Below are 25099 nucleotides of genomic sequence, written 5' to 3' on the forward strand. Positions count from 1 at the left end.
CCGTCCTCAAGGCCCTGCGCCACAACAGCGCAGGCGTGCAGGAAGCAAGGGCCTGATGGGAAAGCGCTGGATCCTTGCCCTTGTGATCGGATGCACTGCCTCGGCGGCCGTGTTTGCGCAGGCGCCCGGGCATATGCTGACGATCAATGTCGGCAACGTCCGCAACGCCAAGGGGCGCATCCACGTCGACATCTGCACGCAGGACAAGTTCCTGAAGGACGATTGCCAGTGGGCGGGCGAGGCTCCGGCCCGGCTCGGCACGACACAAGTGATCGTGCGCGATCTGCCGCCGGGCCAATATGCCGCGCAGGCGTTCCATGATGAGAACAGCAACAGCAAGGTAGACCGCGCGCTGTTCGGCATTCCCAAGGAAGGCGTTGGCTTTTCCAACGACGCGCGCATCTCGTTCGGCCCGCCCAGCTGGAAGAGCGCGGTGTTCAGCCATGGCGGCCAGAACGCGTCGATCGGCTTCAAGCTGCGCTACTTCCTCGGCCCCAGCGGACCGCCAGCCGCCAAGTGAGCAGCGCGCATTCCCTGCTCAAGACGGTGCCAGCCTCGCTGGTCACGGTCAGCCTCAGGCGGCCTTGGCTGACGCTTGCCCTCGCGCTTTTGGTCACCATCGCCGCGCTGCTCACCGCGATGCAGCGCATGGCGATCACCACGGACACCTCACAGCTGATCTCCCCCGATGTCGCCTGGCGCGTCGAGGAGCGGCGGATGGAAGAGGCCTTCCCGCAGCTGCGCGACGTGATGCTGGTGCTGATCGACGGCAAGACGCCGGAACTCGCAGAGGACGGCGCTGCCCGGCTCTCCGCCGCTCTTGCGGCCGATAGCAAGACCTTCCGCCGCGTGACGCGCCCGGACGGCGGCGATTTCCTTGCGCGCGAGGGCCTGCTGTTCGGCTCGGTCGAGGATGTGCGCAGCGCGACCAGGACGATGGTCGACGCGCAGCCGCTGCTTGGACCGCTTGCCGCCGATCCTTCGCTGCGCGGGGTGGCCGGTTCACTGTCGACCATGCTCGATGGGGTGAACCGCGGCGAAGTGACGCTGGGCCGGATCGACAAGCCGCTGAATGCGCTGGCCACGGCCATCGACGGTTCGCTTGCAGGGAAGAACCCGGCCTTCTCGTGGCAGGAGCTGTTCGACAACGGCAGTGGTGGGGGCAGTGGTGGGCTGGCCGTGCCCAAGCGGCGCCTGATCCTTGTCCAGCCCGTCCTCGACCACGCCGCGCTGATGGCGGGCGAGAACGCGGCGGACGGCGTGATGCGCGCGGCACGAGAGCTCAAGCTGGATGAGGCGCATGGCGTCCGCGTCCGCCTGACAGGCGAAGTGCCACTGGCTGATGAGGAATTCGCCACGCTTCAGGAAAACATCGGCGCGGTGGCAATGGTCATGCTCGGCGCGATGCTGCTGACCTTGTGGCTGGCGACCCGTTCGGTGAAGCTGGTTGCCGCGATCATGGTTGCGATCATCGCCGGGCTGATTGTCACCGCTGCCGTCGGGCTGCTCGCGGTGGGTCGCTTCAACCTCATTTCGGTGGCCTTTATCCCGCTGTTCGTCGGCCTTGGTGTCGATTTTGGCATCCAGATCTGCGTGCGCTTCAACGCCGAACGGCCTGATAGTGCGGACGCGGCGGAAGCGCTCAAGAAAGCGGCAAGCGAACTCGGAGCGCCGCTTTCCCTCGCGGCAGGCGCGATCTTCGTCGGCTTCGGTGCGTTCCTGCCGACGGCCTATATCGGCATTACCGAGCTTGGCGTGATTGCCGGGCTCGGCATGATCATCGCGCTGTTTGCCAGCCTGACCCTGCTGCCGGCGCTGATCGTTGTGCTCGGCCCCTCCGCGCCCCGGCATGAAGTGGGCTTCCCCTGGCTCGCCCCGGTTGACCGCCTGCTCGAGCGCAAGCGGCGCTGGGTGCTGTGGTCGTTCGCGCTCGCCATGGGCCTCAGCATCGCCGCGCTGCCGTGGGTGCAGTTCGACTTCAACCCGCTCCATCTGCGCGACCCAAATGCGCCCGCCATGCGCACCCTGAGCGACCTGACGCAGGACCCTGACCGCACGCCCAACACCATCGACGTGCTGGCGAAAACGCCTGCTGAAGCGCAGGCGCTGAAGGCGAAGCTGGAGCGCCTGCCTGAAGTCTCGCACGTCGTTGCGCTCGGCACGTTCATTCCGGACGATCAGGATGCCAAGCTCGCTGTGCTGCAGGACGCCTCGCTCCTGCTCGATGTGACGCTCAATCCCTTCGATGTGCTACCCGCGCCGACCGATGCGGACATGATCGCCGCAACTGAAGGCACCCGCGCCAAGCTCGCCGCCGTACTGTCCGCGCACCCCGGCCCGGATGGCACCGCCGCGCGCAAGCTGGACACCGCGCTGGACCGGCTCGCCAAGGCCACGCCGGAGCAGCGCAGCGCGGTTGATCGCATGCTGACCGCGCCGCTCGGCGTGATGTTGAACCAGATGCGCTCCGCCTTGCAGGCGGAACCGATCACCCGCGAGAGCCTGCCCGCCGACTTCGCGCAGGATTGGGAGACGCCCAGCGGCCTTTCGCGCCTGCAGGTCTTCCCCAGCGGCGACGCGCACGACAACCGCGTGCTGCGCCGCTTCCGCGATGCCGTGGCCAAGGTCACGCCGTCGATCTCCGGCCTGCCGGTGGCGACGCAGGCCGCCGCCTCGACGGTCGCGTTCGCCTTTGTCGAGGCCGGGATCATCGCCTTCGTGCTGGTGAGCGGACTGCTGTTCCTCGTCCTGCGTTCGGTGCGCGAAGTCGCCTTTACGCTGGCGCCGGTGATCCTCTCGATCTTTCTCACGCTGGGCAGCTGCCTGGTCATCGGCCAGCCGATCAATTTCGCCAACATCATCGCCTTCCCGCTGCTGTTCGGGGTGGGTGTCGCGTTCCACATCTACTTCGTGATGGCGTGGAGCGTGGGCGCGCAGAACCTGCTGCAATCGAGCCTCGCGCGGGCAGTGATGTTCAGCGCCTTTGCGACCGGCACGGCATTCGGCAGCCTCTGGCTTTCGACCCATCCGGGCACCGCGAGCATGGGCAAGATCCTGATGATCTCGCTGATCTGGACGCTGATCTGTGCGCTGATCTTCGAACCGGCGCTGCTCGGCCCCTCGCCCGAGGCGCGGAGCAAGCGCGCCTAGGGCGTGACGGCGGGGTCTTCGAGCGGATCGCTGAGTTCGGGGACGGGCTGCTTCGCCTCACCGGTATTGGCCGGGTCCGCCAGCGGGTCATCGAGCTCGGTTTCACCTTGCGAAGCCTCGGGACCCTTGTCGCCGTGGCGAATCGCCTCGATCTCTGCCGCCCGGTCCTGCAGCCATGTCGAGCGCAAGGTGGCATAGGGATCGACCGCGCCGGACAGCAATGCGCGCAGCCCGGCATCGGACTCGGCCCTCAGATCGAGCCCGCCGACGACGGCGGTCGATAGCTGGTACTCGATCGTGTCGAACGGCTTTCCCACCGCCAGCGGCAGGACAAGCCCTTCCGACGAGCTTCCAACGAGGTCGCGCAAAGTGCTCGGGCCCAGGAAGGGCAGGAAGATGTAGGGCCCCGGACCCACTCCGTAGAGCGCCAGAGTCGTGCCGAACCCGTTGTTCCGATGCGGCAGATTGATCGACTTGTCCTTCGCGACGTCGATCAGGCCGCCGACGCCGACAGTGGAGTTGAGCACGAACCGCGCGAGCGTGCGCGAAGCGCTGCGCGGCTTGCCCTGCAGGAGGAAGTTCAGGAACACCAGCGGTTCGGTAAGGTTGCTCAGAACATGGCGGATACCGGTCCGCAGCGGCTTGGGCACGACATGCTTGTAGCCCATCGCCGCCGGCCGGTAGATGGCCTTGTCGAGCACCTGCCAGGTGCCGAACATCGCGCGGTTGAAGCCTTCGAGCGAATCGCCGGGCGCATGGCGACGGCGTTTTCCCGCTGCGGGTGCCGGCGGGTCGGTTTCGCGCTTTGCTTCGGCTGCGGGCGTCTCCTGCAGCACCGCCGCCGCCGCCGATGCTTCCACCGGCGCGCGGTCCTCAGGCGGCAGCGCGACCGGAGCGCTGGCCAGCAGTGCCGGAATGATCAGCAATTAATCGCCCTTCGCCGCGATGGCATTCATCCGCGCGACCAGCGCCTTGGCGCCGCCCTTCTGGAGCACGGTGCCGAAGTCCGACCGGCGCGTGGCAATCTGGCTGATGGCGTTCTTGTAGAACACGTCGATGATCTTCCAGCTCCCCCCGCTCTGGCGCAGGCGATAGGCGATCGCGACCGGCGCGTCCTTGGGAATCTTCAGAGTGGTGCGCACGACCTTGTCACCGCCGCGCGTTTCCACCCGGGGCGAGACCTCGAAGCTCTCGCCGCCGAAGCTGTCGAAATTTCGGGCGTATTGCGCGATGGTCATGCGCTTGAATGCATCGACAAGCGCCTGCTGGTCTGCGGGCGATTGCTTCACCCATTCCGGCCCAACGGCAAGCCGCGTCATCAAGCCAAGGTCGAAAGTCCGCTCCAGCACCGGCGCGATGACCTTGCTGCGGGCCTGCGGGGTGCCGCCGGTGCGCATGGTGCGCAGCAGCCCGGCATCCAGTTCCTCGACCGTGGAGAGCGCCGGATCGGCCGCCTGCGCCAGTGCAGCCGCAGGCAGCGCAGCCGCCGCAAGGGGCGTGAGGCAGGCAATCGCAAGAAGGGTACGTAGCATATCAAGCCTTGTTCTGGTAAGAGCGACCGGGAATGACACTGTGCTGCAAACTGCCCCGTCCCGCCCTCGATGCTGCCAAGCGTAAAGCGTGTTCGGCAGCATTCTGACAAGTCGAGATTGCACTTTTCAGCTCCAGCCTGCTAGTCCGCGCGGAACAAAACAGTCCGGGGCGGACGTGATCGGGGTTTGTAACGACTAGCGGCTGCGAACCGAACGGGGAATGAACGGCGGACTCGGCTCGCACTTGCAGCAGGGGCCGCCGCCATCGAATGGTCCAAGCCGGTCAACTGCACTTCCCGTAGCATGAACAACCGCTTATAGAGCGAAGAGTTGACCCGGTGCTGCAAGGAGTATGAGGCATTGCAGGAAGTTTCACGTCCGGGTTCGCTGCAGCCGCTTCGTGTCATTCTTGCCAATCCGCGCGGTTTCTGCGCCGGGGTGACGCGCGCGATCGATATTGTCGAGCGGGCGATCGATCGCTTCGGCGCTCCTGTCTACGTGCGCCATGAAATCGTGCATAACCGCTTCGTGGTCGATCAACTGCGCGACAAGGGTGCGGTGTTTGTCGACGAGCTGTCCGATGTGCCGGATGGGGCCACCACCGTGCTCAGCGCGCATGGCGTCGCCCGCTCGGTCGAGGATGAGGCAGAGCGGCGGCAGCTTCCGGTGATCGATGCGACTTGCCCGCTGGTCACCAAAGTCCATATCCAGGGCCGCCGCTATGCCAAGACCGGTCGCCGGATCGTGCTGATCGGTCACGCAGGCCACGCCGAAGTGGTCGGCACCATCGGCCAGATCGATGCGCCGGTCCTGCTGGTTTCGACCCCTGACGACGTCGCGGCCCTGCCGCTCGATCCGGCGACGCCGCTGGCCTACATCACCCAGACAACGCTGAGCGTGGACGATACGCGCGGTGTGATCGCCGCGCTGCATGCCCGCTTCAGCGATGTCGTGGGGCCCGATATCGATGACATCTGCTATGCCACGCAGAACCGCCAGACTGCCGTGCGCAAGCTCGCCGAAGTCAGCGACATGCTGATCGTCGTCGGCTCGCGCAACAGCTCGAATTCCAGCCGGCTGCGCGAAATCGGCGCCGAGATGGGCATTCGCAGCTATCTCGTCGACAGCGGGGACGATGTCGATCCCGCTTGGCTGGGCGGTGTCGACTCGGTCGGCATTACCGCCGGCGCCTCCGCCCCGGATGCCCTTGTCGATAGCGTGATCCGGCGCCTGCACACCTTGCGACAGGTCTCGATCACGCAATTGGACGGGGTCAACGAGAACATCGAATTCAGCCTTCCGGCCATCTTGCGCCGGCCTGCCCCTGCTGCCAATGCTCGCACCCTGCGCGTGGCAGCCGAATAGGATACCCGATGACTCTTCCGCTTTCCCAGCTTGCCCGTATCGGCGCCTATACCCTCACGCAGCATATCAAGGGCGGCAAGTATCCGCTGGTGCTGATGCTGGAGCCCCTGCTGCGCTGCAATCTGGCCTGCCCGGGCTGCGGCAAGATCGACTACCCCGACGCGATCCTCAACCAGCGCCTGAGCTTCGAGCAGTGCATGGAAGCGATCGAGGAATGCGGCGCGCCTGCCGTTTCCATCGCGGGCGGCGAGCCGCTGCTCCACCGCGACATGCCGCGTATCGTCAAAGGCTATATCGAGCGCAAGAAGCTGGTGATCCTGTGCACCAACGCGCTGCTGCTGAAGAAGAAGATAGACGACTACAAGCCCTCGCCCTTCTTCACCTGGTCGATCCACCTCGATGGTGACAAGCAGATGCACGACCACGCGGTCGATCAGGAAGGCACCTACGAAGTGGCGCTCGAGGCGATCGAGCTCGCCAAGTCCAAGGGCTTCCGCGTGCAGGTCAATTGCACCGTGTTCGACGGCGCCGATCCGGAACGCCTCGCGAAGTTCTTCGACGAGATGGAAAAGCGCGGCGTCGAGATCACCATCTCGCCCGGTTATGCCTATGAGCGTGCGGCGGACCAGGAGCACTTCCTGAACCGCGAGCGCACCAAGCAGTTCTTCCGCGACGTGTTCAAGCGCGGCAAGGGCGGCAAGGCCTGGACTTTCACCAATTCGCCGCTGTTCCTCGATTTCCTCGCCGGCAACCAGACCTACGAATGCACGCCGTGGTCGATGCCGCTGCGCACCGTGTTCGGCTGGCAGAAGCCCTGCTACCTGATCGGCGAAGGCTATGTCTCGACCTTCAAGGAGCTGATGGAAGGCACCGACTGGGAACAGTTCGGCGTCGGCAAGTACGAGAAGTGCTCGAACTGCATGACGCACTGCGGCTTCGAAGGCACCGCCGCGACGGACGCGATCCGCAATCCGCTCAAGATGTTCCAGATCGGCCGCAAGGGCGTGCGCACCGAAGGCCCGATGGCACCGGACGTGGATCTCTCCAAGGCGCGCCCCGCCGAGGACGTCTATTCGTCACACCTCGAGCGCGAACTAGCGAAGATCAAGGCGGAAAACCCCGCTGCGCTCAAGCGCGTGGTGAACGCGGGCTAGCACGCGCATCGCCTTGCCCGCGTTGATCCCGGTGCGGATCAGCGCGGGAAGTTGTCGAGGCTCACGCGCCAGAGAGCCGAGCACCGCGCCCAGCGCCATGCCGCCATCGGGCTTCATGCCGACGAGGGCTGCGGGGGGGAGTGTGTCATTGGCCGTGTCCGAAATGACGCGGACCGCCGCGAAGGATACGCCCTGACGCTCGGCAGCCGCGCGAGCGACATGACTTTCCATGTCGATGGTCAAGGCGCCGGTCGCTCGTCGCAACGCAGCCTTGCCCTCCGCCGTGGCGGCGATGGAGTCTTGGCCGTGGATGACGCCAGCTTTTGCGTCGGGCCAAGCCGCCTGTAGCCGTTGGAGCAACTCAGGCTCGCCGTCGATGGCCACGTCGCCAACGGCCAGAGCTGGATCGAGCGCACCTGCGATCCCGATCGAGAGGATGGGCCAAGCGGGAGCCACCGACAATCGCCGTTCCAACGCTCGGGAATCGCCGCCTCCGACGATCACCTCCCGACACGATCCCGGATTGGCGAACAGCCTCGCTTCGGCCTTCATACCGCAGACGAGCACCCAAGGTTCCGCCGCCGGGGTCCCGATTAAGTATTTCACATCCCGACCGAAACGCGGCGGTCGTTCGAGCGCTTGAGATTGCGGTAGCGCGCCATCGCCCAGAGCGGGAAGTATTTCGGATAGCCGTGATAGCGCAGATAGAACACGCGCGGGAAGCCGCCGCCGGTGTAGTGCTCCTGCCCCCACAGCCCGTCCGCTCCCTGGTTCGCCGCGAGCCAGGCCACCCCGCGCTCGACTTCGGGCGCATCCGCCTCACCCGCTGCCATCAGGCCGAGCAGGGCCCATGCGGTCTGCGAGGCGGTTGAAGGCGCAGGCGTGTGGCCCTTGCGATCCAGCGCATAGCTGTCGCAGTCCTCACCCCAGCCGCCATCCGGGTTCTGGATCGACTTCAGCCATGCCACCGCCTTGGCCACGGTCGGATCTTCCGGCGGCAGGCCCGCGGCATTCAGCGCGCAAAGCACCGACCAGGTGCCGTAGATGTAGTTCACGCCCCAGCGGCCAAACCAACTGCCTTCCGGTTCCTGCTCGCGCCGCAGATAGTCGATGGCCGCCGCCATGCGCGGGCTGTCGAGCGGTTCGCCGAGCTGCGCCAGCATCGAGACGCAGCGCGCAGAGACGTCCGCGGTCGGCGGATCGAGCAGCGCGCCGTGATCGGCGAAGGGCAGGTTGTTGAGGTAGTCCGCCGTGTTGTCGGCATCGAAGGCGCCCCAGCCGCCGTTCTTGGACTGCAGCCCGACGGTCCATTCAAGGCCGCGCTCGATCGGCATGCGGTCCGCGACTTTCGCACGGTCCATCGCCATGACGACGACGGCGGTATCATCGAGATCGGGGTAGTGCGCGTTGTTGTACTGGAAGGCCCAGCCGCCGGGGCGAACGCCGGGGCGCTGGTCGACCCAGTCGCCCTCGACATCGAGCACCTGCAGCGGCTTCAGCCAGTCGAGCCCTGCCTGCGCGCGCGCGACATTGGCCTCGCCGCCCGCTTCCATCATCGCGTGCGAGGCGAGCGCGGTATCCCACACCGGCGAGACGCAGGGCTGGCAATAAGCCTCGTCCTCATGGATCACGAGCAGGTTCTCGACCGACTTGCGTGCAATCGCGCGGTGCGGATGGTCTTCCGGATAGCCGAGCAGATCGAACATCATCACGCTGTTCGCCATCGCCGGATAGATAGCGCCGAGGCCGTCTTCGCCGTTCAGACGCTCGACGACCCAGCTCACGCAGGTATCGATCGCCTTCTTGCGCAGGCCCTTGGGCCACAGGCCATCGCCCGCCTTGAGCACGCGATCAAGCGCATTGAAGCCGGTGGTCCAGAGCCACTTGGGGTCCTCCGCCTGCGACAGGCGGCGAGGCTTCTGCCCGCTGTAGAGCTCGTCCACCTTGATCCCGCGCGGGTTGCGCGCACAGGGTCTCAGCGCGCACAGCACCAGCAGCGGCACGACGACCGTTCGCGCCCAGTACGACATGCGCGAGAGGTGGATCGGGAACCAGCGCGGCAGCAGGATCAGCTCGGGCGGCATCGTCGGCACTTCGGACCACGGCCCGGCCGCGAACAGCGCCAGCTGGATGCGGGTGAACACGTTGACCGCCTCGGCCCCGCCCGCCTTGAGGATGGCTTCCCGCGCACGGACCATGTGCGGCGCATCGACGGGATCGCCGATCATCTTGAGCGCAAAATAGGCCTTCACGCTGGCGCTGACATCGAAGGCGCCGTCGTGGAACAGGCTCCACCCGTCATGCTTGGCGGACTGGATCCGGCGGAGATAGCGGCCGATCTTGGCTTCGAGTTCAAGATCGTCCGGCTCGCCAAGGTAATGGCGCAGCAGCACATATTCGGCAGGGATCGTGCAATCGGCCTCGAGTTCGAACACCCAGTGGCCGTCCGGGCGCTGCGCCTTGGTCAGCGCAGAGGCGGCACGGTCGACTGCGGCATCGACGGTTCCGAGATCAAGGCGGGTCGGGGCTTCGAGTGTATCCAGCATGCCGCGCCTTCTAGCCTCGCTTTGCCGCAATCGCCAAGCCCGCTGCCGTCTCGCCCGAACGCAGCGCGCCTTCGATGGTGGCGGGTAGGCCCGTCTGCGTCCAGTCGCCTGCCAGCAGCAGGTTCCGCCAGCGGGTACGCGCAGGAGGGCGCTTGGCGTCCTGATCGGGCGTGGCGGCAAAGGTGGCGCGTTTTTCCTTCACGACCTGCCATGCCGGCATGCTCGCGGAGAAGCCATAGGCGCGCTGGATTTCGTCCCAGAACGTACGCGCCAGTTCCTCCCGGTCGAGCCCGACGATGTCCTCGGCGGCGGACACGGTCACCGAAATGCGGTCCGGGAACGCGAACAGCCACTGCGCCTTGGCCCCCAGCAGCGCCAGCATCGGCGGCGCTCCTAAAGGCGGGGCTATCGCGAAGTGCGCGTTGACAATGGAATTGTGCACGTCGGGCGCGCTGATCCCGGGCAGCAGGCCCCCTGCGATCCATGCCGGGACCGCGAGCACGATGGTCTCGTCCGTCACGACCTGCCTGCTATCGCCCCAGTCCAGCACCTTGACGCGGTCACCCTCGGTCTCGAGCCCACGCAGCCGCTTGCCGATTACAACGGGCGCGCCGCGCTGCGCCAGCCAAGCCGCCGCCGGATCGACGAAAGCGGCGGCCAGCGTCGGCTCGGCAATGCGTGGCAGGCTGGCCTTGCCGCCCTTCAGCAGCGTTTCCCGCAGAACCGCCGCTGTCAGCGCAGCTGAGCCTTGCGCTGGCGGCGTGTTGAGCACGGCGAGCAGCACCGGCTCGAGCAGCCTGTCCCACACCGGACCCTTTGCGCTGATGCGCTGGCCGACGGTCTGACCGGGCACCTTCGCCAGCAGTTTCGCGAGCGGGAGGTAATCGGAAAGCCGGCTGCCCGGCACGCGGCGGGTGGTGGAGAGCACCCACCACGGCAGCGGACCATCGTTGATGCCAATGGTCCAGTGCGCACCCGTAGCAAGATCGGCGAAGGCGAAATCGGCATGGTCAGGCCCCGCCAGCGGCGTGTCGGCCCCCACCGTCCGGCGGAACCGCTCGACCGCGTGATTGCCTGCCAGCACGAGGTGGTTGCCATTGTCGATGGTAAGGCCAAGCTGGGCATCGTGGTACGACCGGCACCGCCCGCCTGCCTGCGCCGCCGCTTCGGCGATCTCGACCGCAAAGCCCGCCTCGACCAGCCGCACGGCAGCCGACAGTCCGGCAAGGCCCGCGCCCACAACAATCGCCCTACCCATGGTCAGCACCCATGGTCAGCGGGTCGCCAGCAGCCAGAAGACCGTGAGCAGCAGCCCCAGCTTGTTCGTGCTCACCCGCGCGCGCGGCGGCGCCCAGCCGATCTGCTCCATGGTCCGGAGCAGGCGGGAGTAGGCGATTTCCATCAGCCGCGGGGCGATCAGGTGGCCCTTGGGCTTGGCCGCGAGGATGGCTGCCGCTTCCTTGTAGTGCTGCTGCGCGCGGGCCGCGACGCGCCGGGCGGCGGCATCCATGCGCGGATCGGTGGCGATGGCCTCGGGCGTGGTCGGCTCGATACCGGCATGGCGCAGTGCTTCCAAAGGCATGTAAACGCGGCCGATGGCGGCATCCTCGTCGATATCCCGCAGGATGTTGGTGTATTGGAGCGCGCGGCCAAGGTGATGCGCCAGCGCAAGGCCCGGCTCTTCGTCCATCCCGAAAATCTTGACCGAAAGCCGCCCCACCGCCGAGGCAACGTGGTCGCAATAGATGTCGAGTTCGGCTTCGGTCGGCCAGCGCACATCACGCTCGACGTCGATCGCCATGCCGTCGATCACGGCGATGAAGTCCGCCTTCTCCAGGGCGAAGCGGTGGACAGCGGTTGCCAGAAACGCCGCACGCCCGGGAGCGCGCCCGGCGTAAAGCGCGTCGATATCCGCCCGCCATGCATCCAGCTCGGCCGCGCGCACCGCGCGATCCCCCTGCTGGTCGTCGGCAATGTCGTCGACGATACGGCAGAAATCGTAGACCGCGTACATCGCCAGCCGCTCATCTTTGGGCAGCACGCGCATGCCGGCATAGAACGAGCTGCGGCTTGCCTGCGTCTGGCCGTCCGGCGCGCTCATGCCGCGCGCCTCAGCAGCACCGGCAGCGCCGCGCCGGTCGCCAGCCACAGCGCTTCGGCCTTGCTGTGGTGGACGCGCTCACTGAGCGGGTCACGGCGTTCGAGACGGTCGCAAAGACTTTCCGCAAGCCGCTGGATCACCGCGACTTCCGCCGAGAGGCGGCGATCGCGGATCATCCGCGAAAACGGCGCGGATTGGGCCAGCAGACCCCGCGTCCGCCGGGCCAGATCAGCAATGATCCCGCGCAGCTTTGCGCTCGCCTTGTCAGCACCGAGTTCTTCCACGTCGATCCCTGTTTCGAGAGGAATGTAGACCCGGTCGAGCTGCCGGTAGTCCTTGGCGCAATCTTGCAGGTGGTTGATTACCTGCAAAGCCGCGCAAAGCGCATCGTTTCCATGCCAGGTGTCCCGGCTCTCGCGGTGCACGTCGAGCACGTAGCGACCGACCGGCATGGCCGAGACGCGGCAGTAGTCGATAAGGTCGTCCCAGGTCTGGTAGCGAGTCACCGTCACGTCGCGCGTGAAGGCTTCGAGCAGGTCGTGCGCGTGGACCGGATCGATCCCTCGCTCGGCCATCGCCGCGCGCAAGGCCTTCGCTTCCGGCGCCCCTTCACCGTCCAGACCGGCGCGCATCGCGCCCAGCAGCGCGAGCTTCTGCTCGGGCGTCGCGGTGGGATGATCGGCAATATCGTCGGAGGCGCGCGCGAACGTATAGAACGCCTTGATGAGGCCGCGATGCTCGGCTTTGACGAGGAAGCTGGCGACGGGAAAGTTCTCGTCGCGGTCGCCCTTGCCCGAGGCTAAGGTATTCGAGTCCATCACGATTCCGCCGCTTGCTGGCCTGCCGCCGCCTGGGCCCGCCCTTTCCACATGCCGCCCCGTCCGCGCAAGTGCTGCCACGCCGATAGCATGGTGCAGCCTAGGTAAAAAGCCGCAATGCCGGGCAGCGCGACACCCCACAACGGTGAGCGCCGGTAGAAGCGCAGCATGGGCTGGAAGGTGAGAGCCATGATGGCCCATGCGCCGAGCCCCAGCCAGCGCGAGGGGCCCTCACCGAACAATCCGAGCGCGGGCGGCGCAAGGTAGACGAGCGCCATGCCAAACACAGTCCCGGCCAGCAGCACCGGCGAATAGCGCAGCTGCGCGTAGGCCGAGCGCGAAATCATCGCCGCCACCGGCGCGAAACCGCGATAGGGCCGGATGCTGCGCGAACGGTAGGTAAGGCCAAGCCACACCGGCCCCTGCCGCTTGAGCAGTGCGCCCAGCGTGCAATCATCGATCAGCGCGCCCCGGATTGCCGCAATCCCGCCCGCCTTCTCCAGCGAATCGCGCCGCACCAGCATGCAGCCGCCCGCAGCCGCGCCAAGGCCTTGCGGGCGGTTCACCGCGCCGAAGGGATAGAGCATCTGGAAGAAGAACACGAAGGCCGGGACCAGCATGCGCTCGGGCGGCGTCTCGCAGTGAAGCAACGCCATCAGCGAGACGAGCGAGAGTTTACCGGCTTCGCCGCGCGTCACCAGCATGCGCAAAGTATCGGGCGCGTGCTCGATATCGGCGTCGGTCAGCCAGAGGTAGCGCGGCGCTTCCCCTGCCCGCGCGACGCCTTGCGACACGGCCCAGAGCTTGCCGGTCCACCCGCGCGACAGCGGTGCACCGCTCAGCACCTCGAGCCGATCGGAGCCCAGTGCGCGGGCAATATCGGCGGTGCCGTCGCTGCTCTGGTCATCAACAAGGATGACGCGGAAGCGGCCCGGATAGTCCTGCGTGAGCAGGCTGCCGACCGAGCGCGCGATCACGTCCGCCTCGTCACGCGCGGGGACCACCGCCACGACTTCCGGCCACGCCTGCGGCTGCGGCGGCATGCCCCGCGTATCCCGCTCGCGCGCCAGCCAGAACATGTCGCGACCCAGCAGCATGACAAGCCAGATCGCCAGCGAAAGCGTGCCGAGCGCGATGGGGATCATCGGATCGTGCCTGCCTGCCGGAACCAGCCTATCGCATCGCGCACCGCATCGCCCCATGGCCGCGCGCGGTAGCCCAGCTCGCTCTGCGCCTTGTCGGAACGGAAGAACATCCGGTGGCGCGACATGCGCAGCGAATCGAGTGTGAGGAACGGGTCGGTCTTGCCGGTGGCGCGCGCCCAAGCCTCATTCAGCCACGCCAGCGGCATCAGCGGCGCGATGGGCAGGCGCACTTGCGGCGGGCGACGCTCCATCTCGGCGGCAATGCACACCAGCATGTCGCGCAGCATCACATCCTGCCCGCCAAGGATATAGCGCTCGCCCACCCGGCCCTGCTCCAGCGCAAGCCGGTGGCCTGCTGCCACATCGTCGACATGGACGAGATTGAGCCCCGAATCGACATATGCGGGCATTTTGCCGTTCGCCGCCTCGACGATGATCCGCCCGGTCGGCGTAGGCTTGATATCGCGCGGTCCGATGGGCGTGGACGGCAGCACGATGACGGCGGGCAGCCCTTGCTCCGACACCATCTGCTCGACCAGCCGCTCGGCGACGACTTTGCTGCGCTTGTAGGCGCCCACAGCCTGCTCCGGGCTGGCAGCATGGCGCTCGTCGACCGGGCCCTCATCCGAAGGCTTCAGCGTGGCGACGCTGCTCGTATAGACCACGCGCTCAACCCCCGCCTGCAAGGCCGCGCGCATCACCGCTCCGGTGCTGGCAAGGTTGTTGCGCACGATCTCTTCCGGGTCCGGCGCCCACAACCGGTAGTCGGCGGCGACATGGCAGAGGAACCGGGCCCCCTGCAGAGCGCGGGCAACGCTGGCCTCGTCGCGCGCATCGCCTTCGACCAGATCGCCCGGAAAATCGCCGAGATTGCCGCGCGGACTGGATGCCCGAACGAGACCGCGCACGCGGTAGCCGGCCGCTGCCAGTTCGCGCGCAACGGCCGAGCCGACGAAGCCCGACACGCCGGTCACGAGCGCGAGACCCCGCGATTCGTCCATCAGCGCTCGTATTCCCTTCTCATTGACACCTTGGCCGCTTGATTGACCGGCCATGCTTCGGTGGCAAGGGTATTGGCATCCGGATCGCAGGTTTTGTGCAAATGTTTTGCCTGAACCGCGATCAGGGCTAGGACGTCGCACGATGACCGCAGGCGCCCTTCTCCTGTCTCTGATCGGCTGGCTCGTACTGGCACTTGCCGCGATCGGCACGCTCTATTGGGCGATCGCGACGTGGGTTCTTGCGCGGTTTCTGCGGAGAGAACGGCCTGCCGCCGCGCGCTCCGAGGCGGTTACCCTGCTGAAGCCGCTCTACGGGGCCGAGCCACAGCTGGAAGCCAATCTCTCAAGCTTTCTCCGCCAGACGCACCAAGGGCCGGTGCAGATGGTCTGCGGGGTTCAGCGCGAAGACGATCCGGCCGCCGAGACGGTGCGCGCATTGCAAGCCCGCCATCCCACTGCGCGGATCGACCTCGTGATCGATACGACCCGCCACGGCGCGAACGCCAAGATCGGCAACCTCATCAACATGATGGCCCGCGCCGATCACGACATCGTGGTGCTGAGCGACAGCGACATGGCGGTGGAGCCCAGCTATCTGGCGCAAGTGCTCGCCGCGCTCGATCGGCCCGGCATCGGGGCGGTGACTTGCCTCTATCACGGGCGCGGCGATGCCGGGTTCTGGTCGCGGCTGGCGGCGGCGGGGCCGAGCTACCAGTTCCTGGTCGGCCTCGTCTTCGGCAAGGTCATGGGCCTTGCCGAGCCGTGCATGGGTTCGACCATCGCGCTGCGCCGTTCGACGCTGGAAGCCATCGGCGGGTTCGAGGCCTTTGCCGATGTGCTGGCGGACGACCACGCCATCGGCGCGGCGGTGCGCGCGCAGGGCCTCGGCATTGCCATTCCTCCGGTCCTGCTCGCGCATGCCTCGGCGGAAACCGGCCTCGCGCACGTCTGGCGGCAGGAACTGCGCTGGGCAGCGACGATCCGGGCTTTGCAACCGGGCGGCTATGCGGGGTCTGTGATCGGCTTCCCGCTGGCGCTGGCCATGCTGGGGTGCCTGTTTCACCCCCTGCCCGGCCTTTACGTGATGGTGGCCGCCTTCGCTGCGCGCCTGTACACCAAGCGGGTGGTGGACCGCCATGCGGGCACCAGCACTGCGCCCTTTTGGCTGCTACCGGTCCGGGACGGACTCAGTTTCGCCGTGTTTGTGGCAAGCTATTTCGTTCGCGTTGTTGATTGGCGCGGAACAAGGCTTAGAATGGAACACGAAGGGCAGATCATCCGCCCGGTGGAGAATACAAGGTCATGATGCGCACGCTTTTCCTCCAGGCGCCGTCTTTCGACGGTTTTGATGGTGGTGCCGGCGCGCGCTATCAGATGAAGCGCGAGGTCAAATCCTTCTGGTATCCCACGTGGATCGCCCAGCCCGCCGCGATGGTCGAAGGCTCGAAGCTGATCGATGCCCCGGCGCATGACCTTTCATGGGAAGATATCGCGCACGAGTTCGACGAGCGCGATCTCGTCATCCTCCACACCTCGACGCCGAGCTTTGGTCAGGACATCCGCACCGCCGCGCTGATCAAGGAGCGCAACCCGAAGATCATGATCGGATTCGTCGGCGCCAAGGTCGCGGTCGAGCCGGACAAGAGCCTCGCCGCCTCGCCCCACATCGATTTCGTCGCGCGCGAGGAATACGACTTCACCATCGTCGAGATCGCCGAGGGCCGCCCCTTGCGCGAAGTAGACGGCATCACCTGGCGCGATGCGGACGGCAGCTTCGTGCGCAACAAGGATCGCGCGCAGATCGAAGACATGGACGTGCTGCCGATGGTCTCGCCCATCTACAAGCGCGATCTCGATCTTTCCAAGTACTATGGCGGCTACCAGCGCCACCCCTATATCTCGTTCTACACCGGGCGCGGCTGCAAGAGCCGCTGCACCTTCTGCCTCTGGCCGCAGACGATCTCGGGCCACCGCTATCGCCACCGCAGCGTGCCCAAGGTGATCGAGGAAGTGCAGTACATCCTCAAGGAAATGCCCGAGGTGAAGGAAATCTTCTTCGACGACGACACGCTGGCCGATGCGCACGATTTCGTCGTCGAGCTTTCGGGCGAGCTCGCCAAGCTCGGCTTCGGCAAGCCGGGCTTCCCCGTCACCTGGGGCTGCAACGCCAAGGCCAATGTGCCCTACAAGGTGCTGAAAGCCATGAAGGAAGGTGGCTGCCGTGTGCTGCTCGTCGGCTATGAAAGCGGCAACCAGCAGATCCTGCACAACATCAAGAAGGGCCTGCTCACCAAGGTCGCGCGCCAGTTCACCAAGGATGCGCACAGCCTTGGCCTTACGATCCACGGCACCTTCATCCTCGGCCTGCCGGGCGAGACGCTGGAGACGATCGAGGAGACGATCCGTTATGCGATCGAGCTCAACCCGCACACGATCCAGGTCAGCCTCGCCGCGCCCTATCCGGGCACGTTCCTCTACAAGCAGGCGACCGAGAACGGCTGGTTCGACGGCAGCGACCACCTCCTGACCGACGGTGGCAACCAGATCGCGCAGCTCTCCTATCCGCACCTCTCTTCGAAGGTGATCTTCGACAAGGTGGAGGAGTTCTACAAGCGCTTCTACTTCCGCCCGCGCAAGATCGGCGCGATCGTTGGCGAGATGATCCGCGACTGGGACATGATGAAGCGCCGCCTGCGCGAGGGCGTCGAGTTCTTCGACTTCCTGCGCCGCCGCAAGGAAGCTGCCTGATTGCAGAAGCGAGGACGGCTCCCGAAGAGCCTCATCGTCACGGCGGATGACTTCGGCGCCTCGCTCGAAGTCAATTCGGCGGTGGAGCAGGCGCATCGTGAGGGGATACTCACCGCTGCCAGCCTGATGGTGGCAGGCGATGCGGCGGGCGATGCCGTCGAGCGCGCGCGGCGGCTGCCTGACTTGGGCGTCGGGCTGCACCTCGTGCTGGTCGAAGGCCGCCCGATACTGCCGCCGGAGCAGATCCCCGCGCTGGTAGACGCGAGCGGCCAGTTCCGCACGGACATGGTCCGCACTGCGCTCACCATCTTCGCCTCGCCTTCCGCGCGGCGGCAGCTGGCGGCGGAGATCGAAGCGCAGTTCGCAGCCTTCGCAGCGACAGGCCTGAAGCTCGATCACGTCAACGCGCACAAGCACTTCCACCTGCATCCTACCATCGCTTCCGCGATCCTGCGCGCCGGCAAGCGCCACGGCATGACCGCGATGCGCGCACCCATCGAGCCGCCCGCCGTGATCGCAGCCATCGACGGCACACCGCGCCGCGCCGGCATCGAGCATCTGTGGGCGAAAGCCCTGCGCCGCCGCCTGCGCAAGGCCGGCGTGACGGTACCGGACCAGGTCTTTGGCCTCGCATGGTCGGGCGCCCTGACGTCGGCCAAGCTGCGGCCCTTGCTGGACCGGTTGCCACCGGGCCTGACTGAAATCTACGCCCATCCGGCGCAAGGCCCCTATCCCGGGAGCGCGCCGGCTTACCTTTATGCCGAGGAACTGGCCGCGCTGACCGACCCTCTTGCCAAAGCCGCGATCACGCGCAATTGCATCACCTGCGGGCGGTTCACTGACTTTTGACAGGACATGCTCATGAAAATGGCACGCACCTGGGGCGACTATGACAGCGCGGCACCGCTGCCGCAGGGCTGCTTCCGGCTCGGCAGCAGCGAGCACCTGACGGTGCTGAGCCGGATGCTGCTCGACACGCACGATCCCTATCGGCCTGCCCTGATCGAGTGGCCCAAGCTCGATGCCGAAACGCAGGACAAGATCACCTCGCTCCCGATCTGGGATATTGCCGTGGCGACAGAAGGCCGCGCGTCGATGAACGTGAAGACTTTTGCCGAACTGATCCGCCAGCCGCTGCTCAAGGCGGCGACCGAGATGAACGCGTTCGAGGAAGCGCGGCACAAGCTGGTGCTGGCCGACATGGTGCAGGCCTATGGCATCGTGCTCGAGGAGGAACCCGCCTACCTGCGCCCGCGCGATCCCGAGTTTGCCTTCATGCGCACCGGCTATTCCGAATGCATCGACAGCTTCTTCGGCTTCGGTCTGTTCAAGATCGCCAAGGATTCCGGTTTCTTCCCGCCCGAACTTGTCGACACGTTTGAACCCGTGATGCGCGAGGAAGGGCGGCATATCCTGTTCTTCGTGAACTGGGTCGCGTGGTGGCGCCGCAACATGCCGTGGTGGCGGCGCCCCTTGTTCGAGGCCAAAGTGATCGCGGTGTGGTTCTGCCTGATCTGGGAACGGATCGACATGGCCAAGGGCATGGGCAATAACACCCGCGCGCAGGACAACAACTTCACGCTCAACGGTTCGAAGGAACTCGGCGTCGAAGTGAGCTTCCCCGAGCTGGCGCGGATCTGCCTTGCCGAAAATGACCGACGGCTTGCCATTTATGACCAGCGCCTTATTCGCCCTCGCTTCGTGCCCGGCGTGATGCGTTTCGTGCTGCGGTTCTTCAAAGCGCCCAAGGCAGGAGCGAGCCGCTGAAGTTCTGGAGCCGGGTCGGCATTCTTGCTGCCACTGTCCTGGGCCTCGCCATCGCGGTCTGGACGATCGGCGATGTCGGCCTCAAGGACATCGTGCAGACGGCACAGCGGATGGGCCCCGGGGGTTTCCTCGCCATCTGCGCGTGGTCGCTCGTCACCTCGTGGCTGCTCGGCGGCGCCTGGCACGCGGCAGCGCCGGGCGAGCCGGAGCCGCCTGTCCTGCTCTTCGCCTGGGCCCGGCTGGTACGCGATGCGGTGTCCAACCTGCTGCCCTTCTCCGAACTGGGCGGCATCTATATCGGCGTGCGCACGCTGACCCGCGCCGGTGTCGCGCCCCCGCGCGTCTACGCCTCGTTCGTGGTCGACCTTACCACCGAAATGGCGAGCCAGCTCGTCTATACCCTGTTCAGCCTCCTCGCGATGGCGCCCTTGCTGATGGGTGCGGGCGCGGCCGGGCTGCGTCCGGCGATCATCGGCGGCACCGCCGTGATGGTCGCCTGCATCTTCCTGTTCATGCGCATGCAGAAGGTCGTACTGGCGCTCGCCGTGCGCATCGCCGCGAAGTTCCTGCCCGAGACAACCGTGATCGGCGAGGTGCAGGCCGAGCTCACGCGCATCTACGCGCAGCGCGGCCGAGTTATAGCCGCCTTCCTGTTCAATCTCGCCGCTTGGACCGCCAGCGGGGTCAGCGCGTGGTTCGTGCTCGAGCTGATGGGCAGCGATATCGCGCTGTGGAAAGTGCTGTCGCTCGAAGGCGTCATATTCGCGCTGCGCAGCATGGCCTTTGTCATTCCCGGCGCCATCGGTGTGCAGGAAGCCGCCTATGTGCTCGTCGCGCCGCTGTTCGGGCTGGCGCCAGAAGCAGCGCTGGCGCTCTCGCTGGCCAAGCGCGCGCGCGATCTGGTGATCGGCGCGCTCGCCCTGCTGGTGTGGCAGATCAACGAATCGCGGGGGCTGATGGCCGGGCGCTAGCGGCCAGCAAACGACCGCCGAGAGACGTATCTCCCACTCCGGCCGTGTGCTGCCCCGTATCAAGCGATCGAGATGGCGACCTTGCCCTTCTGGCGCGCCGCTCCGTTGGCGCCGAGCACCGCGTCATAGGCAGCTCCAGCTTCGGCCAGCGTGAACACGCGCGGATCGAGGCGGGGGAGCAGCTTTCCGGCCTCGGCCAGCACGGCGGTCTCGGCCAGAATATCGCCGTAGTGTTCGCGGCCCTCGTTCGCCAGCAAGGCGTGGAGCGTGAACACACCCGAATAGGTCGCCTGCTTGAACGAGAGCGGCGCCAACGCATGGGTGCCCCAGCCGAGGCAGCTCACGACATGGCCGAACCGGCGCACCGCCTTGAACGAGGCATCGAGCACAGCGCCGCCGAGCGTATCGTAGACGACATCGAAGCCGCGGCCGCCGGTATGTCTGGCCACATAGTCCTCGATTGGATCATTGGCGTCGATGGGGATGGCGCCGAGGCTTTCGATGTAGGCGAGATCGCCGCTGAAGCCGGTCGCGAAGACTTTGGCGCCCAGCGCCACGGCGATCTGCACCGCCGCATGGCCGACGCCGCCGCCGCCGCCCTGCACCAGAACGGTCTGTCCGGCCCTGAGCGGCGCGCGGTCAACGAGGCCTTCCCACGCGGTGATCACCACCAGCGGCAGGATCGCGGCTTCGCGCATCGAAAGGTTGGCCGGCTTGTGCGCCAGCAGCCGCGCATCTGCCGCGACATAGTGTGCGAGCGAGCCCTGCATCCCGGCCACGCCGCCGGTGAAGCCATAGACTTCGTCACCCGGCGCAAACCGTGTCACGCCGGGGCCGACTTTCTCGACCACGCCGGCCAGATCCATGCCGAGCACAGCCGGGAGCGGATGGCGGGCATGCGCTGCTTGGCCGGCGCGGATCTTGGTATCGAGCGGGTTGGTTCCCGCCGCCGCGACGCGGACGAGGACTTCGCCCGCACCCGGCGTGGGCCGCGCGATCTCGCGGAGGTTGAAGGGACCGTCGTTGGTATCGACGAGGGCGGCAAGCATGGATGATGAAGTGGTCATGGCAATCTCCTTTGCGATGGCCGGAGAGTGCCGCCTTCAAACTTGATCGGAAATCCAAATGATCGCATGCTATCCATGCGCTATTGAATGGAACACCTGATGGCCGGCCCCCCGATGGAATGGAGCGATCTCCCTGTCTTCCTCGCCATTGCGCGCGAAGGCACACTCGGCCGCGCCGCGCGCAAGCTGGGCCAATCGCAGCCGACCATGGGCCGCCGCCTCCGCACGCTCGAAGCGGCGACGGGGCTGACCTTGTTCCAGCGCACCGGCGACGGCTTCATCCTTACGGACGAGGGCGAAGTCATGCTGCGCCACGCCGAGCGCATGGAAGCCGAAGCGCAGGCGCTCGCGCGCGAGCTGGCGGGGAGCAGCGCGGGCCTCGAAGGCATGCTCCGGCTCACGTGCTCGGACTGGTTCGGGCGGGTGGTGCTGGCTCCCGTTCTCGCCGAGTTCAACCGCCTGCACCCCGGTGTGATCGTCGAGACGCTTACCGACCAGCGCGTCTACAGCCTCAGCCGGCGCGAGGCCGATCTGGTGATCCGCATCACCGGTTTCGACGAACCCGAAGTGATCGCGCGCCGCCTGCTGACGGTGCCCTATGCCGTCTATGGCCAGCCCGGCCGTTGGCAGCCGCATGCTGGTGACGAGACGCCCTACCCGGTCGTGGTGATGGACACCGCGTTCGCCTCGATGCCCGATGTCGGCTGGCTGATGCAGACGCTGCCCGGCGCCCGCATCGCCGCCCGCAGCAACAGCCGCGACATGCAGGCGCAGCTTTGTGCATTGGGTACCGGCCTTGCCGTTCTGCCCCGGCCGCTGGGTGATGCGACACCCGGAATCGAGGCGCTGGATATCGGCGCCGAGCCGCCGACGCGCGACACCTGGCTCGGCTATCACCGCGACCTGAGGCGTCTGCCCCGGCTGCGCGCGCTGGTCGATCTGCTGATCGAACGGCTCGCCTTGGCAAATTGAGGTCCCCTCGAAGAATTAACCGGCTGCTAACCATTCCGCACTATCCCCCGGTAAGGATTTGGCGAGGTTTTCGGGGGCGCTATGGAACTGCAGGCCGCACAGGCATTCGAAGCGGAAATTGCCCCGCTCGATGTGACGATTGTGATGCCGTGCCTCAATGAAGTGCAGTCGCTGCCCCATTGCATGGCCAATGCGCTTGATGCGCTGGACCGCATTTACCGCCAGTACGGGCTCGCCGGCGAAGTCGTGATCGCCGACAACGGCTCGACCGATGGCAGCCAGGCGCTGGCAACCTCGCTCGGCGCGCGCGTGGTCAATGTCAGCCGCAAGGGTTACGGCGCGGCGATCATCGGCGGCTTCAACGACGCCTATGGGCGCTTCCTCATCATGGGCGACTGCGACGGCAGCTACGATTTCACCAATGCCGTGCCGATGATCGGCAAGCTGCTGGAAGGCGCGGATTTGTGCATGGGATCACGCTTTCAGGGCGGGATCGCCCCCGGCGCGATGCCGTGGAAGAACCGCTATATCGGCAACCCGGTGCTGACCGGCGTGCTCAACCTGTTTTTCCGCACCGGCATCGACGATGCCCACTGCGGCCTGCGCGCCATTCGCAAGGACGCCTATCTTGCGCTCGGCCTGCAGGGTTCGGGCATGGAATTTGCCAGCGAGATGGTGATCAAGGCCAGCCTGCGCCGCATGCGGATCGATCAGGTCCCCGCAACGCTTTCGCCGGACCTGCGCGACCGCGCGCCGCACTTGCGCCCGTGGCGCGACGGCTGGCGGCACTTGCGCTACCTGTTCATGCTGAGTCCGACCTGGGCGTTTGGCGTGCCGGCTGCGCTGATCGCAGCGCTCGGCCTGATGATCCTGAGCATCGCGACACTGCATGAAATGGGCATCCTTCAGTACTCGCCGTTCGGTGAAAGCTGGACCGTGATCGGCGCGATGCTCGTCTCCGGCGGGCACCTTGGCATGACCATGGCGCTGGCGACGCACCTCCACGCCAGCCGCGCCGGATGGTCGCCGCCGGCGCGCTGGATATTCGCACTGAGCCCGCTGCTGTCGCTCGAGTCCTTCATTCTGGCGGGTATCGGCCTGCTGGGCGCCGCCTTGGCCGGTATCATCACGATCGCGGGGTACTGGTCCTCGATCCATTACCAGCCGCTATCGACCGTGCTGCCCGTCGTGATCACAGGCATGCTCGGCTCGATCGGCATCCAGACCCTGTTCGCCGGCTTCCTGCTGGCCGTGATCAGCGGGCACCAGGCCCACTTCCTGAGCGGGTTGACCGCGCCCGAAGGCTTCGCCGCTGAAGGCAAGGTCGCCCGGTTCATCCGGCCCATTCCGCTCTACACGGTCGCCGCGCTCGCCCTCGCCCTGCTCCACAACGGCATCATGATCGGGCTAGATGCGCTGGGCGTGCATTATGTGCTTTGCCAGCTTGCCAGCGCGGCGGTGCTGCTGCCGGTCGGCTATCTCACGATGTCCGGTGCCATCTTCCAGACCTGCCGCAGCTGGACCGCCTTTGCCAGCTATTCGGTGGTCCTCATCAGCAACCTGCCGATCGCGCTGGCACTGATCTGGCTGCTGCGCGGCCAGCTTGCGCTGCCGATGCTTGTCGCCGCCCCGCTGTCCTCGCTCGCGCTCTACATGTGGAACTATGCCGCCAGCTACTTTGCCCTCAAGCGCACCGGGGAGACTTCCGTTGCCTGAACCCCGCAAGCTTCGCATGGGTGTCGTCGGCCTCGGCTGGGTCGGCAGCGCTCGCCACATCCCGACGATCAGCGCCAATCCCGCCTATGAGCTGGTCGGCGTGGCGGACCGCAGTGCCGAACGTGTCGCCCAGTTTGCCAAGGCAAACGGCAAAGTGCGCGCCTGTCAGGCCAAGACGCTGGCCGCCATCGACTGGATCGACGAGGTCGACGCCATCTCGGTGGCGACCGCGCCGATGGCGCACCATGATCTCGTCTGCGAAGGCCTCGCGCGCGGACTTCATGTCATCACCGAAAAGCCCTTTGCGATGACGCCGGGCGAAGGCGCCGCGATGGTCGCCGCCGCTGCAGAAGCGGACCGCACGCTCGCGGTGGTGCACAACTTCCAGTTCGCTCGTTCGATGGAAAAGCTGGACCGCGACATCGCCTCGGGCCGCCTCGGCAAGATCCGCGGTGTGCGCGCGCTGCAACTGGGCAACCCCTCGCGCCGCCTGCCGACGTGGTATCAGCAATTGCCGCTGGGGCTGTTCTACGATGAAAGCCCGCACCTGCTCTATCTGCTCTCGCGCGTCGCGGGGCCGCTCTCGCTGGCCAAGGCGGTCTGCGTGAACAATCCCGACGGGCAGGCAACGCCCTATCAGATCGACGCGTGGTTCCGTTCGGACAGCGACTTTCCCGTCACGATGTCATGCTGCTTCGAGGCCAGCGTGTCCGAGTGGTACCTCCTCGTCCACGGCGAGAAGAGCGTCGCCATCGTCGACATCTTCCGCGACATCTACATCCGCCTGCCCAACGACGGCAGCCACGCCACCGCCGAAGTGATCCGCACCAGCTTTGCCGCCACCGCCCAGCACTGGGCGCAGCACGGCACGAGCGGTCTGCTCCACGTGCTGGGCAAGCTGCGCTATGGCAACGACCATGTCTTCGACCGCTTCGCCAGGGGCGTCGCCGGCGACAAGGCCGCGCTGGCCCCGATCGACGCTTCTGCCGCGCAGCGCGTGCTGACCCTGCAACATGACATCATTTCCAACGCCGAAAGGTTGTGAC

The 25099-nt window shown here is 66.4% G+C and carries 22 protein-coding genes; 12 read left to right on the forward strand and 10 right to left on the reverse strand.

All coding sequences use genetic code 11. From position 1 onward, the window contains the following. Positions 1-55: 55 nt before the first annotated feature. Together IP83_RS05765 and IP83_RS05770 are read left to right on the forward strand one after the other, a co-directional pair. Positions 56-520, forward strand: coding sequence for a DUF2141 domain-containing protein (locus tag IP83_RS05765; RefSeq protein ID WP_231624922.1), 465 nt, complete (start codon positions 56-58; stop codon positions 518-520). Beyond that, positions 517-3150, forward strand: a complete 2634-nt coding sequence (locus tag IP83_RS05770) for an MMPL family transporter (RefSeq protein WP_231624923.1) — start codon at positions 517-519, stop codon at positions 3148-3150. Before IP83_RS05765 ends, IP83_RS05770 begins: the two co-directional genes overlap by 4 nt. Here the strand turns inward: IP83_RS05770 and IP83_RS05775 are convergent. Both IP83_RS05775 and IP83_RS05780 read right to left on the reverse strand, forming a co-directional pair. Continuing rightward, the gene (locus tag IP83_RS05775) at positions 3147-4076 is read right to left on the reverse strand and encodes a VacJ family lipoprotein (RefSeq protein WP_054121265.1); all 930 of its coding nucleotides are present in this window, start codon (positions 4074-4076) and stop codon (positions 3147-3149) included. The genes IP83_RS05770 and IP83_RS05775 overlap by 4 nt on opposite strands. Beyond that, complete coding sequence (locus IP83_RS05780; RefSeq protein ID WP_054121266.1) at positions 4077-4682, reverse strand: ABC transporter substrate-binding protein; 606 nt, start codon at positions 4680-4682, stop codon at positions 4077-4079. A gap of 360 nt (positions 4683-5042) precedes the next feature. On the opposite strand from IP83_RS05780, the gene ispH reads away from it, so the two are divergent. Together ispH and hpnH are read left to right on the forward strand one after the other, a co-directional pair. Beyond that, positions 5043-6047 carry a 4-hydroxy-3-methylbut-2-enyl diphosphate reductase gene (gene ispH / locus IP83_RS05785; protein WP_054121267.1) on the forward strand — a complete coding sequence of 335 codons (1005 nt, stop codon included), beginning with the start codon at positions 5043-5045 and terminating at the stop codon, positions 6045-6047. A gap of 8 nt (positions 6048-6055) precedes the next feature. Then, positions 6056-7201: an adenosyl-hopene transferase HpnH gene (hpnH, locus tag IP83_RS05790; RefSeq protein WP_054121268.1), complete on the forward strand. Its 1146-nt coding sequence runs from the start codon at positions 6056-6058 to the stop codon at positions 7199-7201. Here hpnH and IP83_RS05795 read toward each other — a convergent pair. The 7 genes from IP83_RS05795 to hpnA all read right to left on the reverse strand — a co-directional run bounded on the left by IP83_RS05795 (position 7142) and on the right by hpnA (position 14812). Next, positions 7142-7657 carry a phosphorylase gene (locus IP83_RS05795; protein WP_231624924.1) on the reverse strand — a complete coding sequence of 172 codons (516 nt, stop codon included), beginning with the start codon at positions 7655-7657 and terminating at the stop codon, positions 7142-7144. The two genes, hpnH and IP83_RS05795, sit on opposite strands and share 60 nt — an antisense overlap. A gap of 146 nt (positions 7658-7803) precedes the next feature. Continuing rightward, positions 7804-9747 carry a squalene--hopene cyclase gene (shc, locus tag IP83_RS05800; RefSeq protein WP_054121269.1) on the reverse strand — a complete coding sequence of 648 codons (1944 nt, stop codon included), beginning with the start codon at positions 9745-9747 and terminating at the stop codon, positions 7804-7806. A 10-nt stretch (positions 9748-9757) separates the two neighbouring features. Continuing rightward, positions 9758-11005 (reverse strand): hydroxysqualene dehydroxylase HpnE, encoded by a 1248-nt coding sequence (gene hpnE, locus IP83_RS05805; protein WP_054121270.1) that lies wholly within the window; start codon positions 11003-11005, stop codon positions 9758-9760. A gap of 15 nt (positions 11006-11020) precedes the next feature. Beyond that, entirely contained in the window at positions 11021-11848 is an 828-nt protein-coding gene (gene hpnD, locus IP83_RS05810; RefSeq protein WP_054121356.1) for a presqualene diphosphate synthase HpnD, read from the reverse strand. Next, a complete protein-coding gene (gene hpnC / locus IP83_RS05815) occupies positions 11845-12666 on the reverse strand; it encodes a squalene synthase HpnC (protein ID WP_054121271.1) in 822 nt (273 codons plus the stop codon). The genes hpnD and hpnC overlap by 4 nt, the downstream gene beginning before the upstream one ends. Beyond that, entirely contained in the window at positions 12666-13811 is a 1146-nt protein-coding gene (locus IP83_RS05820; RefSeq protein WP_054121272.1) for a glycosyltransferase, read from the reverse strand. Before IP83_RS05820 ends, hpnC begins: the two co-directional genes overlap by 1 nt. Further along, entirely contained in the window at positions 13808-14812 is a 1005-nt protein-coding gene (gene hpnA, locus IP83_RS05825) for a hopanoid-associated sugar epimerase (RefSeq protein WP_054121273.1), read from the reverse strand. Before hpnA ends, IP83_RS05820 begins: the two co-directional genes overlap by 4 nt. Positions 14813-14954: 142 nt before the next feature. On the opposite strand from hpnA, the gene hpnI reads away from it, so the two are divergent. The 5 genes from hpnI to IP83_RS05850 are packed head-to-tail and all read left to right on the forward strand — an operon-like array spanning position 14955 to position 20298. Further along, positions 14955-16118: a bacteriohopanetetrol glucosamine biosynthesis glycosyltransferase HpnI gene (gene hpnI, locus IP83_RS05830; RefSeq protein WP_054121274.1), complete on the forward strand. Its 1164-nt coding sequence runs from the start codon at positions 14955-14957 to the stop codon at positions 16116-16118. Beyond that, positions 16115-17560, forward strand: a complete 1446-nt coding sequence (gene hpnJ, locus IP83_RS05835) for a hopanoid biosynthesis associated radical SAM protein HpnJ (protein ID WP_054121275.1) — start codon at positions 16115-16117, stop codon at positions 17558-17560. The genes hpnI and hpnJ overlap by 4 nt, the downstream gene beginning before the upstream one ends. Continuing rightward, positions 17561-18409 (forward strand): hopanoid biosynthesis-associated protein HpnK, encoded by an 849-nt coding sequence (gene hpnK, locus IP83_RS05840; protein ID WP_054121276.1) that lies wholly within the window; start codon positions 17561-17563, stop codon positions 18407-18409. A gap of 18 nt (positions 18410-18427) precedes the next feature. Beyond that, positions 18428-19327, forward strand: a complete 900-nt coding sequence (locus IP83_RS05845; RefSeq protein WP_054121357.1) for an aminomethyltransferase — start codon at positions 18428-18430, stop codon at positions 19325-19327. Between the two features lie 20 nt (positions 19328-19347). After that, complete coding sequence (locus tag IP83_RS05850; RefSeq protein ID WP_054121277.1) at positions 19348-20298, forward strand: lysylphosphatidylglycerol synthase domain-containing protein; 951 nt, start codon at positions 19348-19350, stop codon at positions 20296-20298. Positions 20299-20357: 59 nt separating this feature from the next. Here the strand turns inward: IP83_RS05850 and IP83_RS05855 are convergent, their stop codons facing one another. Beyond that, a complete protein-coding gene (locus IP83_RS05855; protein WP_082364517.1) occupies positions 20358-21365 on the reverse strand; it encodes a zinc-dependent alcohol dehydrogenase family protein in 1008 nt (335 codons plus the stop codon). A gap of 99 nt (positions 21366-21464) precedes the next feature. Here IP83_RS05855 and IP83_RS05860 point away from each other — a divergent pair, with 99 nt between their 5' ends. From IP83_RS05860 to IP83_RS05870, 3 genes are all read left to right on the forward strand, one after another. Beyond that, complete coding sequence (locus IP83_RS05860; protein WP_231624925.1) at positions 21465-22337, forward strand: LysR family transcriptional regulator; 873 nt, start codon at positions 21465-21467, stop codon at positions 22335-22337. Between the two features lie 81 nt (positions 22338-22418). Then, complete coding sequence (locus tag IP83_RS05865) at positions 22419-24053, forward strand: glycosyltransferase family 2 protein (protein WP_156309596.1); 1635 nt, start codon at positions 22419-22421, stop codon at positions 24051-24053. Then, the gene (locus IP83_RS05870; RefSeq protein ID WP_197274289.1) at positions 24046-25098 is read left to right on the forward strand and encodes a Gfo/Idh/MocA family protein; all 1053 of its coding nucleotides are present in this window, start codon (positions 24046-24048) and stop codon (positions 25096-25098) included. The genes IP83_RS05865 and IP83_RS05870 overlap by 8 nt, the downstream gene beginning before the upstream one ends. The last annotated feature ends 1 nt before the right edge of the window (position 25099 follow it).

This window comes from Novosphingobium sp. AAP93, assembly GCF_001296055.1.
Lineage (GTDB): Bacteria > Pseudomonadota > Alphaproteobacteria > Sphingomonadales > Sphingomonadaceae > Novosphingobium.

Coding starts and splice junctions, on each gene's coding strand:
- hpnC (WP_054121271.1), bottom strand. CDS start 12,666: ATGGACTCGAATACCTTAGCCTCGGGCAAGGGCGACCGCGACGAGAAC.
- IP83_RS05765 (WP_231624922.1), top strand. CDS start 56: ATGGGAAAGCGCTGGATCCTTGCCCTTGTGATCGGATGCACTGCCTCG.
- hpnH (WP_054121268.1), top strand. CDS start 6,056: ATGACTCTTCCGCTTTCCCAGCTTGCCCGTATCGGCGCCTATACCCTC.
- IP83_RS05780 (WP_054121266.1), bottom strand. CDS start 4,682: ATGCTACGTACCCTTCTTGCGATTGCCTGCCTCACGCCCCTTGCGGCG.
- IP83_RS05820 (WP_054121272.1), bottom strand. CDS start 13,811: ATGATCCCCATCGCGCTCGGCACGCTTTCGCTGGCGATCTGGCTTGTC.
- hpnA (WP_054121273.1), bottom strand. CDS start 14,812: ATGGACGAATCGCGGGGTCTCGCGCTCGTGACCGGCGTGTCGGGCTTC.
- hpnJ (WP_054121275.1), top strand. CDS start 16,115: ATGATGCGCACGCTTTTCCTCCAGGCGCCGTCTTTCGACGGTTTTGAT.
- IP83_RS05860 (WP_231624925.1), top strand. CDS start 21,465: ATGGCCGGCCCCCCGATGGAATGGAGCGATCTCCCTGTCTTCCTCGCC.
- IP83_RS05855 (WP_082364517.1), bottom strand. CDS start 21,365: ATGACCACTTCATCATCCATGCTTGCCGCCCTCGTCGATACCAACGAC.
- shc (WP_054121269.1), bottom strand. CDS start 9,747: ATGCTGGATACACTCGAAGCCCCGACCCGCCTTGATCTCGGAACCGTC.
- IP83_RS05865 (WP_156309596.1), top strand. CDS start 22,419: ATGGAACTGCAGGCCGCACAGGCATTCGAAGCGGAAATTGCCCCGCTC.
- IP83_RS05845 (WP_054121357.1), top strand. CDS start 18,428: ATGGCACGCACCTGGGGCGACTATGACAGCGCGGCACCGCTGCCGCAG.
- hpnD (WP_054121356.1), bottom strand. CDS start 11,848: ATGAGCGCGCCGGACGGCCAGACGCAGGCAAGCCGCAGCTCGTTCTAT.
- hpnI (WP_054121274.1), top strand. CDS start 14,955: ATGACCGCAGGCGCCCTTCTCCTGTCTCTGATCGGCTGGCTCGTACTG.
- hpnE (WP_054121270.1), bottom strand. CDS start 11,005: ATGGGTAGGGCGATTGTTGTGGGCGCGGGCCTTGCCGGACTGTCGGCT.